This is a genomic window from Chelativorans multitrophicus, from assembly GCF_011317445.1.
Taxonomy (GTDB): Bacteria; Pseudomonadota; Alphaproteobacteria; order Rhizobiales; family Rhizobiaceae; genus Chelativorans; species Chelativorans multitrophicus.
The window spans coordinates 1734531-1747500 of the sequence record NZ_JAAAPL010000001.1 but is presented as its reverse complement, the minus strand read 5'-3'; the positions used below and the strand labels follow the sequence as shown (position 1 = coordinate 1747500).

The following is a 12970-nucleotide window of genomic DNA, read 5'->3' as shown; positions in this document are numbered from 1 at the left end:
TGAGCGCCTTCGTCAGAGCGGAAACCTTCTTCGCATAGATCGCCGAGGCGCTCGGCAGAATGTCGGGTGTGTCCTCTGGCACGTCGGCCAGCAGGCTGTTCAGTTCGGTCTTGCGCGCCTCCAGCGTGTCCATCTCTGCCTTCATGCTCTCATGGAACATGCCAGCCTTGATTGCCTCGATGATGCCGCGGATCTGCTTCTCGATCTTTACCAGCTCTGCTTTCCAGGCATCACCGCTGGAGCGGCGTTCGCGGTTCAGCCGGTTGGTCTCCTCCGCATAGGCGCGCATCGCCTCCTCAACGATCTCAGGCGCCATCATCCGGTCCTTCAGGCCGGAGAGGACGCGGGCTTCCAGATCCTCACGCGGGATCGTGCGGCTGTTTGAACAGGCGCCCTTACTGATGTGGTTCGAGCAGGCGAACCGATCAGCGCCGCGAAGTGAGTAGGGGCCTCCGCAGCAGCCACAGAACACCAGGCCGGACAGAAGGGACCTCGGCCGACGTGTACCGTTCAGACGGTTCTTTTTGTGGTGCTTGCGAACGGCTTCGGTGACGTTGGCAAACTTCTCGGCTATCTCGCCCTGCCGGACACGGACCGAATGCCAGAGTTCGTCATCGACAATACGCAGCTCCGGCACATCCTTGATGATCCATTCCGATTCCGGGTTCAGGCGTGAGACGCGCTTTCCGGTCGATGGGTCTTTGATGTAGCGGAGACGGTTCCAGATCAGACGGCCGATATAGAGTTCATTGTTCACAAGTCCAGTGCCGCGCTTCACATGGCCCCGAATCGTGGTGTCGCTCCAGAGCTTACCAGCCGGACCCGGGACACCTTCCTCGTTCAATGTGCGGGCGATGGTGCGCGGACCCACGCCGGCGGCGAATTCGCGGAAGATGCGGCGGACAACATTCGCCTCGGCTTCGTTGATCTCGCGATCACCACGAATGGGATCACCGCGCGCATCGAGTTGCTTGACGACATTGTAGCCAAAGCACAGACCGCCACCCGATTTGCCGTCCTCGACGCGGCCACGAATGCCGCGATGGGTTTTGGCGGCAAGGTCTTTCAGGAACAGCGCGTTCATCGTGCCCTTGAGGCCGACATGAAGCTCGCTGATCTCGCCCTCGGACAGCGTAACAATGGGAACGCCAGCAAATTTGAGGTGCTTGTAGAAGGTAGCGACGTCAGCCTGGTCACGGCTGATACGATCCAGGGCCTCGGCCAGCACGATGTCGAACTGTCCAGCCTGCGCATCCTGAAGAAGCGCCTGAATGCCGGGGCGCAGGATCATACTTGCGCCGGAGATGCCAGCATCCTTGTAGGTTCCGACGATCTTCCACTTCTCGCGCTTCGCCTGCTCGCGGCAGATGCGCAACTGGTCCTCGATCGACGCCTCGCGCTGATTGTCGGAAGAATATCGGGCATAGAGCGCAACGCGGGTCATCGATCAGTCCTTTCAGGCTCCGTGTCGGGGGGCAGGTTAATTCTGTTTAGGTTCGGAGGCGGCTTCGACTGTCTCGTCCCTGCGCTGCGCCGCTGACAGGAGCTGGTCATATTGGGCGGCCGACATCAGCACAAACTCGCGCCGACCATGTCGTGTGATCTCTACCGGTTCACGGTGAGACTCGTTCAGATACTGTCCGAACTTGCGCTGGAATTCGAGGGAGGTTGTGGTTGGCATCGCAGACTCCAGGAGAATAGGTCTGCCTATATAATACGTGTTATACGTATAAATGCAAGAAGATTTGCGTGTCAGCTACGTAGGTGGCGTTGTGCTTTGCGTTCTGCGGCCAGTTTACGCTCGAACTGTTCGCGGGCGATCTGACGTCCGATCAGGCGAGCCAGCGCCGTCAAGGCAGCATCTTTGCGTGCGGGATCATTCCGGTCCGCTTCCGGCCCGGTCGAGGGTGTAACCTCGATATTGATCCTGTTCCGCTTGACCGCCATCGTCTCCAAAATCCCATGCCCGGAAAGGGGCTGGGATGATGGAAGCGCGGAATGTCATAGCAGGGAAGGTCGCGGGCATGTCTGTGCGGTGAATAGGATACAGTAGCGTAGAAAAGGGAGGGGGAGTCGAGGGGCAATCTCACCCAATACTTCGCAATTCTGCGGCTCAATGAGGCTGTCTATGGTTTGTCTCTCTCCGCTACTCCAGTGACTTTTCAACGAAGCCGAGCGTATTGGCATTCTCGACCAACGTACGCACCTTGGCACGTTCTAGACCGTCAGGCACTTCCGCCTCGATTTCGAGCCGGAGCGTCACCTGACTGCCCGGCAGCGTGGTAAGTTGTTCGACGATGGCTTCTACAATCTGATGGATGTCTCGGGCAGGCCGTTCCGGTGAAATCATCACAGCTCCAGAGAAGCGTGTAGGCTTCTTTTCCGAAGGAGGCACGGTTGGCGACCCGTCTGTGAGCTGCTCATCGGGCGCAGGGGTGTTATCGCCGGTTACAGGAGCAGAATCGCCCGATCCTGACGCGACGGGCCCCGGACGATGCGCATCGGCGACCGCAGGCGTTACAATGATGCTGTCGCTGTCAATCACGACCACGGCGTTGACCGCTCGTTCGATAGCTAGCCCCAAATAAGTGCCCGACTTCTCGTCCCAGCGTTCCGCATAGGCGAACGGACCGGGCAGCATGCCGCTTACGGCAGCCTGTACAGCCTTGACGAGCACGTCCTGTCCCTTCAGACGCGGCAGATAGATGTATCGGTTAAGGTATTCGCGCAGATCCTTCAGCGACAAATGCGGCTTGTCGTTCCAAATGTATTTCTGGAGATCACGATCGAGGCGTGACGGCCCCAGTTCTGTGAGCAAGCCTTCTTCGGCCGTCAGCTTTTTGCTGGCGCGTGCCAGCAGCCCGTCCTGTGCCGGGATCTTGCCGGATACCCATTCCCAATCAACTTGGGCGCTCTCTTGGGCGGGATAGTGCAGATAGCACCACGCCTCCTTTAGGCGCGTTTTCATCGTTTCATTTGATTCAGAAAGCTTCGCCTTTGCGAGGGCGCTGTCACTCTGGGTCAGGTTCAGGCGCTCCGTATCACGGACGATCTCGCCCCATGCTAAGCAGGCGCGCACAGCGTCTTTCAGGTGATCGAGCTGCCGGGCTTCCGCAGCTATGAACACCAGCGTGTTGCGATAGATGCGCGGCGTGCTGCCACGCTGGGCGAGGATGTCTTTCGCCTCAAGCAGCGCTTCCGAGCCGTCGCGACCATTGTGGGGGTATTTGACACCCAGAATCACGGCACGCACGCCGCTGGCCTCATCCGGGACTTCGGCCGACGAGGCCGGCGCAACCTGAACAGCATCGAAGTGCCCCCTATCGGAGAGGCCATTCACATATTTTCCAAGTTCGGCGTCGATCGTCACGTCGACCAGTGCCGCCTCGATGTGCGCAGCCTTGTCGGCTGCAATCCGGTTGAGGCTGGCCGACATCGAATACCAATAGCGTCCAAGATCGGCATGCATGAACTTGGCTTGGTTGGTGAGCCGCCGTAGCGCGTCACCAAAAATCGCCGGTCTTTCGCCTGGTTGCACGACACCGAGATTGATCTGCTTGTCATCAAGGCCAGTGTTCTGCTGCTGCGCCGTGGGTGCTGTTCCCATGAAAATTGCGCGGGCAACACGACGGGTCGCCGAATAGCGGTTCAGGTTGGGCGCCGATTGATCAACCTTATACGGCGTGGACGTGGTACCATCCACGTCACCGGCAATGATGGCCTGCCAGCTCACATCAAGATAATGGAGCAATTCCGGTTCGACGCGCGGCGAACTCACCGCCACGCTGCCTGGCATGATCATTACCGACGGATCGCCGCTCATCCAAAGTTCGTGGATAGCTTGAGCCATCAGGCGCAGTACACCGCGTGTGCGCTGGAATTTTTCGAGAGATCCCCAGCTTGTGTAGAGTTGATCGAACAGCTCAGGATGGATCGGATAAGCCTTCTCCAGCTTGCGCCGGTAATCCTCATCTGCACAACCCTGCGGGAAATCGTTGGCGTTTTCCCTGTACATCTTGGCAAACTGCTTCAGCGTATTATCGCGGTGATGGAACTTGTCGCCAGGTATGTCTTTGAACAGTCGTCGCCGGACGATTTCATAGCTTTCTTCCTGGCTCGCCGGACGCCAGGAGGATTCCACACGGCTGAAAGTCTGCTTGAGCCGCGCCAATGCCTCTTGGCCACCTTCGCCGCCAACCTCGATCTGCGAGGCTGGCAAAGACGCGACCAACAATGTGCCTGGGCTGGCCTTGACCGCCTCGGTCAGAGACTGAACGAAAGAGAGGTTTGCATCGAACGACCCAGATGGCAGCCCCTCGACCTTGTAGATCTGACGCAGATAGGCAACCCATTCGTCGATCAGGATCAGGCACGGCGCATGTTTCTTGAAGAGCGCTTCAAGAAGGTTTGAGCCCGGCGCAATACCGCTGGCATCATTCTCAGCAACCATGTCAAAGGCTTCAGCACCGCCTAACTGCCAAGCAAGCTCACCCCAAGTCGTGCGGATCTTCCTGTCGCCTTCGGCGATGAGCACGTCTTGCGGACCCCGTGATGTGCCAACCAGCACCGCACGACGAATATCCTCCGGGACGGTCAGTCCGTTTTTCTCAAGCAATTGATCGAGGCCTGACAGATCCTGCACCGGCGTCTGGCCTGCCATGTGATAGAGGGCCAGCATCGAGTGGGTTTTGCCACCGCCGAAGTTAGTTTGCAGTTCGACGACAGGATCGCCGCCACTGCCGGACAAGCGCTTTGCAGCACCGATCAGGAGCGTACTCAAGCCCTCTGTGAGATAAGTGCGACTGAAGAACTGGCGCGGATCGCGATACTCTGACGGCGCACTGCCGGAATGGACCTTGGCGAGGTCAGCTGCGAATTCAGCCTGCTGAAACTCACCGGTGGCTACGTCCTGGTGCGGCTCGACCACCTCGCGCCACGGCAGCAAGCCCGCCACGGTCTCGACCGAAATCTCGAGGCGTTGTGTTTTGCGGCGCTCCTCGTTGCGCTGAAGTTCAGTGAACTTCGTCCGTAGGATGGTGTCGCGCATTTTTCCCAATTGCTCGGCGACTTCACCCGCGCTGATGGCTTCCATCAGCCGACGCATGGAATCGAGGGCCCGCTCGGCATCGTCATAAGTGAAGTTCTCATTGTGCGAGAGTTTGTTCCGCACATCGAGGAGTTCGGACACATAGGATCGCTCTGGATGTCCGAGGACGTTAGCGAAAGCGTCCTTCCAGAATGCCATCATAGTTTTGAGCAGACCTTGCTGATCCCAGCCGACTTCCCCGGTTGAGTTCGGACGAAGGCCCTGGACGCGCTCGACGACTTCCAATTGCCAATGACCTTTAAGCGAGGTCTCCAGCCGCTTTTCCACGAAAGGGATCAGCGCCGACGGCAGCAGTTCCATGCCTTCAAAAACATATTGGCGGGTGCTTTTTGCCATGTCCCGTTCCCCCTTAAATATCCATGCGGGTCTGACGATCCCCGCTCGTGTCGTGGATGGCCGCAGCCGCCTTCGTCAGCTCCGCCCAATCTGCGATCAGGGCGTTGTAGGCCGTGGCTTCTTTCGCATCCTTCCGCTTGTTGGCGCTGATGTCGTAGAGACAGTAGGCGAGATCCTTCACTGCCTCGGCCTGAGTGATAATCTTCTTCAAAAGAACGGCGGTATCATGGGAAATGCCATCCTTCTCGTGCAGCCTGACAAGATGTTGGAGGCACTCCCACACCGTAAGGTGTCGGTCCTCTTCCGGGTCCCAATCCTTGTCGAGTTCGTCACGGGCGAGGATGCGGACCTTGCCGGCGGCGCTATCAACGATCCCGGCATGCTTGACGCTTTCGACCGCGATCCCGCGCGCACGGGCAAGGTTATCGGCGACACCATAGTCCCCCTTGCCGTTCCCGTGCTGCTCGAACCAGGTGATGGCGAACCGGGTGTCCGCGTCGAACTCACCTTGGATACCACCCAAATATTCGTCGAGTTCCTTGTTGATGAGCTGAAGCGCGGTTTTCACGCTCATCGGATTATCGTCCGATTCCAGAACGGCCTTGTAGCGGGAGAACACGCCCATGCCAGGGCCGATGGCCGATTGAGGCATGTCAGCCGGCGCGATGTTGGCGGCCTGCAGCTCGGAGATCGATGGCGGTAGCTCGCGCTTCAACGCGCGGATGAACTCAGCACGTGTGATGGTTTCGGCAGTGATTTCCTTTTTCCGGCAAACGAGAACGACCGAATTGGCGAGAGCATTTGTCCCCGAAGCAATCATGCGGTTCGCCATCTCGGTGCGCAGAGGCCAAGTGCCAACAACGGCATATCCGGCTTCGACAACCGCCTGAAGGAAGGTTGCCCAGCCGGTTGAACTAATCCCGTCCTGCGCGACCTCGCTTTGCTTGAACGCGTAGTAGATCGTTGCTGGAAATTGGTTGTTTGACTGCACCGCCATATTGGCGATAGCCTTCTTCATACCGTCGAGGAAAAAGGCTTCCGCCGCCTCTTTACCGCCGTGTCGATAAGGGGTTGCAACCAGTTCCTCAGCCTTGGGTGTTGCCAACACTCCAAATATGTCATCGAAAACCGGCCTTACCGCAGGCTTCATCCAGCAGAAGAAGAAATCCGACAAATCGGCATACCCGATGTTGTCGTAATATGGCGGATCAGAGGAGATGACCGTGTTGGAAGGATATTCAACCGTCTGGGCATCGTGCTGCACCTCAAGGCCAGCGGCGTATGGCACAAGGAGCTGAATAGATTTCTGAACCCAATCCACATTGTTTAGGAAGTTTCCGCTTGCTTTAGAAAAAGGATTTCCTTCGGCAAAATCCCAAGTCATCGGGATTGATTGACGCCCAAAGGTATTCCGAAGGGCCTCCATCTTAGGCGAAGAATCCCAAGTGCAGATGGTCGACCCTCGGTCAGCCGACCGATTAAGAGCAAACGCCAAGTATACGCTCAGGGCTTCGGCGTAGCCTTTTGCACCCTTGCCACCGTCGCGCAGCGGGGTGAGATCAGATGCAAGGCCAGCGATACGAGCATCCGCCTCAATCTGTTCTCGCGCCTCATGCACGAGATTGCCTAATGTGTTCAGCGACACCAATTGGCGATCAGTGAACAGATCCCCGAAGGTTGTCAGGCCATAATCCACGGTCCAGAAATTGCGGGGATCATTAGGCAAGTTCGTTTCAGGTTTCCAAACGGGCTTGGCCGACCGAGCCAGCGCTTCGTGCGCCTCTGTCGGGGCGACATAGGCCCGACTGCGATTACCCTCAGCGACAATAGCAATCAGCGTCTGACCCATTTTGCCAGCGCGCCCATTGCTTTTCACATAGTCCGGGGTGATTGCCGTATCCGACATAAGGCAGCGGAAATTTGCGCCGCGGCCTGCCTTGGTTCCCTCCTTGGCAGCGGCGATCTCGGCCTTGGTGCCACCGTGCCTTATCCGATAGGAAATGGTCTTCGCCTGCTTATCGACAATCGGCTCGACCCAAGCCTCCTTGCCGACTTTGGTGCGAAGTAGGAAGCTCGATGCGATCGGAACCTCCACGTTGGAGAACGCAGGATCGGGGCTAGGCACGGTTCGTGCCCAAATCCAGGCGATCACCGTCCCTTTGCTACCGCCGTGCTCCTTCGGCAGATCTACCTGCGGATAGAGATGCCCAATGCGCTCCCACGCCTTCTCGCGCATCCATTCGCCATAGTACTTGATATCTTCTGCAAGACCCTCTGCATTGCGGTAAAACTGCCGGCCCTTCACGCCGGGATGGATCGGCTCCTTGTCTTTGAACTTCGGCGGGATCTCGATCATTGCCTTGCCGATCATCACCGCGACCGGGTTCAGGTCGGACCCATAGGCAGGCAGGCCGAGGCGCTGAGCTTCCAGCGGGATGGACCCGCCGCCAGAGAACGGATCATAGACCGGCGGCAGCTCGCCGCCGCAGCTCTTACGTATTTCGGCTCGGGCGCGCTCGAGCACCTCCTCGTTGGTTGAGTTCTCCCACTTCACCAACTCCTCGATGATCCCGAACAGTCTCTTGCGTTCGGTTTCCTGGGCTTCGTGTGTGGGGAAGTTTACGAGGTCGCTCGACGGGTCATCGACAAGCTGGGCGAACAGCACGGCACGACATGCCGCCAGCGGTCGCCGCGCCCACCAAAGATGCAGCGTGGACGGGTGTCCATGCCGGATCGATTTTTCGCGTGCGGAGGCAGCGTTGATCGCTTCCAGCGGGATCGCAACCTCGATCAATTTCTTCCTAGTGTTAGTCGTCGAGGTCATAAACAAGCCTGTACGTTGCGGGATGGATGGTCAGTTCGCCGCCGGCGCGCAGTATGCGCAGTCGAGCGCCCGTCATCTCGACGGCACCACCCTCCGGGTTGATGAGAATAAACGAGTAGAGTTCCGGCTTCTGGTCCAGCAGGCCCCAGACGTCGGCTTCGAGCTGGAGCGGTTCGTGCTCCAGGCAATGGTCCTTGGGATAATAGTGCCGCAGGATCTCGCCACCGGCCGAGCGACGCTCCCACGGGAAGCGCGCGCCATTGGCGCGGCCTATCCAGCCTCCGTCCGCATGGAAGAAACGATCTTCGCCATCAGCCTTATAGCCTTGGGCCGCCGCAAATCTCGCCATGACGCTCGGACGGGGCGGTTTGGGCGCGGCGCGGGGCCTGGTCGCCAGCTCCGTTTCGATCAGTTCACGGTCGGGTTCCCCCGTGGGCAGCGTGGACACTGGCTGCGGCGTGGCTTCGTCTTCCGCCGTGAGTAGATCAGCCACGCCTGTCAGCTCGGGATCACTCTGCGTGTCTTCGGCAACCTGATCGACGCCGTCGTCATCGCCGGATTCAGCAACTGTCTGCGTCGCCACCGTCGGTACGACAACAATGTGCTCCGGACTAAGCGTGAAATTCTCTTCGAGATATTCCCGGATGTCCTCCGGCGAGCGCTCGAACGCATAGGCCAGCGCCGCGCGAATATCCGAACTCAGGTTCCTGCCGATCTCTTCCGGGACCCGCTTGGCGAGCTTGGCCTTGGACAGCGGGCTGACGAACAGCTTGCGCTCAAGCCATAGGATGTCGGTGAGCCGCGCGGTGCCGGCCGGGACGCCATCGAGATACGGAACGACCTCCAACTTTGGGGTCTGGATCCAGATCGTCGCAGCGATCGCCTCGGCCATCACCCGCACACGGTCGGTCTCGCCGGCATCGGGAAACTCAATCCGTCCGAGTTGATTTCCGAACGCGGTTAGCCAGGCGCGGCGATCTTCCATGCCGGCGAGCAATGACGGCTGATTGAAGTGTTCCTCTACAAGGTCCGAGAGCGCCGGCAATGCCGAGAATGGCGGTGCCTGCACGGCTTCTCCCGATAGCCGCTGAAAATCGGCGGTCTTGCGCTTGACCCATTCGTGCAGGTGGCTCCACCTGAACAGGGTCTGCATGCTCAGGCCATAGGCGAGCGTCTCGACCGGCGCCCACTCGCCCACGAGGTTCAGCCAGTGTCCGCACTCCTCCCAGATGCGCGTGGGGTAACGGATCAGCAGGGTGCGAACCCGCCGGGCGTCGTCGGCCGACAGCCCCTTTCCCGAGGCCAGCGTTCCGAGCCATTGCAGCGCCAGGTCCGCCGATGGGCGATCGGCGACACCGACACGATGCCACAGGCTGAGATCGAGCACCGACGCGCGCACGACCGCAGCGCCGGGAACATCCTCCTCGTCCCCTGCCAGGAAGACACCGCCGGACGTCACCCACGTCCCGTCCTGGGCGAGGATCAGCTTCTCCGTCTTGAAGGCGGTTCTGATGTTCTGTGCGTCGGCAGTCGAGCATCCGTCGAGCATCTGATCGAGGCGGCGATACCATTTCTCGACCTCATGGGCCGGAGCCTTGTCGGATTTGGCCAGGGCGCGCAGCCGGTCGAGCAGACGCCCGGGACCGCTCGGCGTGCTGCGGACGCCAAGAAGGTCGAGCAGCGGGCGGGTGGTTTCGCGATCGAGCAGCCCGTGCACGAAAGGCTCCACATCGATCAACGCCTCCGTTTCCGGCGTCCTGCGCACGAGATCCGCCGGAAGCTGGACCATATTGCGGGTATCGGGAAGGCAGGGCTTGGCCCGCAGCTTCAGCAACCAGTCGGTCAGTAGGCGCTCTGATGAAATCGATCGCGTGGACCCGGTGGTCGCTACCTGCAACAGCCGAGCGCTGACGGCCCGCGACCAATAAGTGTCGCGCTGATCCAGGATCTTGCCGACGATCTTCGTCCAGATTCCTGCGTCCGTCTTCGCCAGCCCCTCCCAATGCCGCCAATAGTCCGCAGGGAAATCCCAGTCCTCAATGACGAACTGGTTGGTGACATAGGGATAGTAGAGAGCGCTGCTGGCGCCGCGCGCCTGCGCTTCCGCTGTGAGCTGCTGTCGCCCGTAAAGGCTCTGCCGCTTCTGGACCAGGGGCGCCATCGTCTGAAGCCCCGAACGGCCAGACGACACCCAGCGCAGCCAATCCTCCCGCGTGCAGGATTTGAAACTCGCGACATAGTCACCATGCAGAAGTTGCGCCTTTCGGACCGCCTCCGGCAGCAGCTCCTCCAGCGCGCCATTCTCGTCGAACAACACGCTATTACTGATCGCCCGCAGTGTTCTGTCAGCGCAGGCATATCGGAAAGAGTCTCCGATCGTGACACTAAGCTTGGCCGCGATCTGGGCAAGCTGGACGCACTCGACGAGTTTCGCCTGACCGGAACCGAAATAGTCGGCGGCGACCCGCTCGATCACCGCGTTGACGTCGCTCGTCCCGTCGAGACCGATCTCCTCCAGCACCGCGAAGGCCGCTTCGACGGGATCGTTGCGGCTTCCGCCTTCCGCCTTGTCCCGGCGCTGATCGGCGAGGAATCGAGTCCAGTTCTGGTTGAGGACGATCAGATGGCTGGCGAGGAACTCCCAATCCTTCTCCGATTGTAGCAGCTTCTTTTCGCCGAGCCGGACGATCTCCGACGCCGCGTAAAGCACCTCCTTGCCCTGCACGGGCACGATCCGCAGGGCGTCGGCATCATGGCACTGCCAGCCCGTCACCTCTGGCGCGATATAGGTCCACAGGTTCAGAAGATGGCGCCAGGTCGCAGGTTTCGGCAGATGCTTGCTGCGCAGACGCTCAAGCAAGTCCGACTTCGAGAACTCCTCGATCAGCCCCCAGTGAACGAGCTTGGTCCGGTTCTTGGCCGAGACATGCTGGCAAAGCGCCGGCCGGGACTTGGTATCGAGCAGCGCCATCGCTTGGTCAGCCGGCCAGATGTCAAAGATCGGCCGTGGTACGGTGATCGCGGCCTTCGCCTCAACCAGGCTCCCCTCCTCGGTCAGGAGGATCGATTTGCCTTCTACGGCGGCGTCGAACGCTAATTCGACGATCGCGCCGCATGCCCCTTCGAGCGTAGTGGCCTCCCGATCAACGTCCGGCAGCAGACCATAGGCATCCGCCCGGTGCTGCGGGCCGGTCTTCGTCTGCTCCAGCCACTCCATCATGGCACTGGCGGCTAACTCGCCAGCGCGGTTCAGGAGCCAGCGATTGGTTGGCGAGGTCTCCGGATCCTTGATCTTGAGACGTGCCGGATCCTGGATGAAGGGCGCATTGCAGGCAAAAGGTAGCGCCGTTTCGACGCCGGTCGGCAGCACGACATAGAGGCGGCCCTTCGCGCCCAGCACGATCTCCACCCGGCAGGGCGGGAAATCACCATCATCCTCGGCCCCCAGCATCCGCTCCTGGCGGATCTCGTCGAGCGCTTCCGACGGAAAAGATTCCTCGCCCGAACGCACGAGGAGCAAGGGATCTTCGGCTTTCTGATCCAAGGCCATCCATTCGCTCTCCGCGATGGGGCCGGGTCCGAGACTCTGCCAATGCACCTCACTATCGCCGATCTGAAGGCGACGGATCTTCTTGAAGAACAGCAACGACACGGGGCTCTTCAGCCACTCGTCGAGGTTCTTCTCGACTTCTCGGCGCAGCAGCGGGTTGGCGATCGCCACTTCGACGCGCGTGGTTCCCGTTGTCGGATGACGGTTGTCGAGCCAATGCGGCTGGGTGAACCGCACGCGCTCGAAGGCCACCGCCAGCGTCGGCGTAAACAGTTCAACTCGATCGCCCAGGCTGAACGTGCTCTTGAATCCGATCCCTCGGAAGCCGATCGTGTGCAGGGCGCGCTTGTTGGAATAGCCAAAGCGGCAAATCGAGGCGAAATGGGCCTCGATGAAGTCCTCGCCATTGTGCTCGAACACAAAGCGGTCGTCCTCGATTGACACCCGCGCTTCGCTGGCGCCGGCGTCGTCGGCGTTCTGGAGCAACTCGGACAGGATGTGCCGCGGGCTCTGGACCTGCTTGAAGAGCTGGTGCCAAGGGCCAGCCAGCTCCGGGTCTGCCTCAAGCTGATCCCAGCGCTTGGTCGCACGCTCCTGGATCGACCGGAAATAGTCGGGTGGATTGGCAGCAACGGTTTCGATCTGGTGGCTCACGCTCATAGCGAAAGCTCCACCGTCGACGGCGTAGCGACCAATTCCGGTCCCCGCGGCGGCGCCGTCTTGCGCCAGCCGCCCTTGATGATCTGGATCGCGGAGATCGGCAGCCGCTGCCCGGCGGGCAGCTCGTGCAGATCGCAAACATGCCAGAACACCGCCCAGTGGCCCTGATTGTCGGCGGCATATTGGCCTGTCGTCGGCGGCCGATGCACCATTCCCTTTGAATGCTTGCCGTTACCGCTTTCCTCGCAGCCAGCATACCATCCCAGCCAAGACACGACGAAGCTCAGCTTGGCAGGCACATCCTCATGTGACGGATAGATCAGGACTGGCACCCGCGCGCCGCCTCGCAGTTCATCAACCTTGCGAAACAGCTCCCATTTGCGCGACCCGAAGGCGACGAAACCCGTGGCGTCGGCGATAGCGCGCCCCGATTGAAGGTGCTCTAGCGGCACGGGGGCCAGGATGGAAAAATCCGCGATGCCGGTCATGTCAC

General features: G+C 60.1%; 7 protein-coding genes and 1 pseudogene. 1 reads left to right on the top strand and 7 read right to left on the bottom strand.

Annotation, left to right across the window (positions count from 1 at the left end):
* The first annotated feature begins 151 nt into the window (after positions 1-151).
* Complete coding sequence (locus GNP00_RS23700; RefSeq protein WP_343037181.1) at positions 152-385, top strand: hypothetical protein; 234 nt, start codon at positions 152-154, stop codon at positions 383-385.
* A gap of 3 nt (positions 386-388) precedes the next feature.
* Here the strand turns inward: GNP00_RS23700 and GNP00_RS23695 are convergent.
* The 7 genes and pseudogenes from GNP00_RS23695 to GNP00_RS08390 all read right to left on the bottom strand — a co-directional run.
* Positions 389-1444 (bottom strand): annotated as a pseudogene (locus tag GNP00_RS23695) (recombinase family protein); the annotation flags it as partial.
* Positions 1445-1480: 36 nt separating this feature from the next.
* Positions 1481-1681 (bottom strand): type II toxin-antitoxin system Phd/YefM family antitoxin, encoded by a 201-nt coding sequence (locus tag GNP00_RS08415; RefSeq protein ID WP_166015918.1) that lies wholly within the window; start codon positions 1679-1681, stop codon positions 1481-1483.
* Positions 1682-1752: 71 nt separating this feature from the next.
* The gene (locus tag GNP00_RS08410; protein WP_166015671.1) at positions 1753-1947 is read right to left on the bottom strand and encodes a hypothetical protein; all 195 of its coding nucleotides are present in this window, start codon (positions 1945-1947) and stop codon (positions 1753-1755) included.
* A gap of 199 nt (positions 1948-2146) precedes the next feature.
* Positions 2147-5443, bottom strand: coding sequence for a DUF499 domain-containing protein (locus GNP00_RS08405; protein ID WP_166015916.1), 3297 nt, complete (start codon positions 5441-5443; stop codon positions 2147-2149).
* Between the two features lie 13 nt (positions 5444-5456).
* Complete coding sequence (locus GNP00_RS08400; RefSeq protein WP_166015914.1) at positions 5457-8267, bottom strand: DUF1156 domain-containing protein; 2811 nt, start codon at positions 8265-8267, stop codon at positions 5457-5459.
* Positions 8251-12477, bottom strand: coding sequence for a sacsin N-terminal ATP-binding-like domain-containing protein (locus tag GNP00_RS08395; RefSeq protein WP_166015912.1), 4227 nt, complete (start codon positions 12475-12477; stop codon positions 8251-8253). Before GNP00_RS08395 ends, GNP00_RS08400 begins: the two co-directional genes overlap by 17 nt.
* Positions 12474-12965, bottom strand: a complete 492-nt coding sequence (locus GNP00_RS08390) for a hypothetical protein (protein WP_166015910.1) — start codon at positions 12963-12965, stop codon at positions 12474-12476. Before GNP00_RS08390 ends, GNP00_RS08395 begins: the two co-directional genes overlap by 4 nt.
* Positions 12966-12970: the final 5 nt, after the last annotated feature.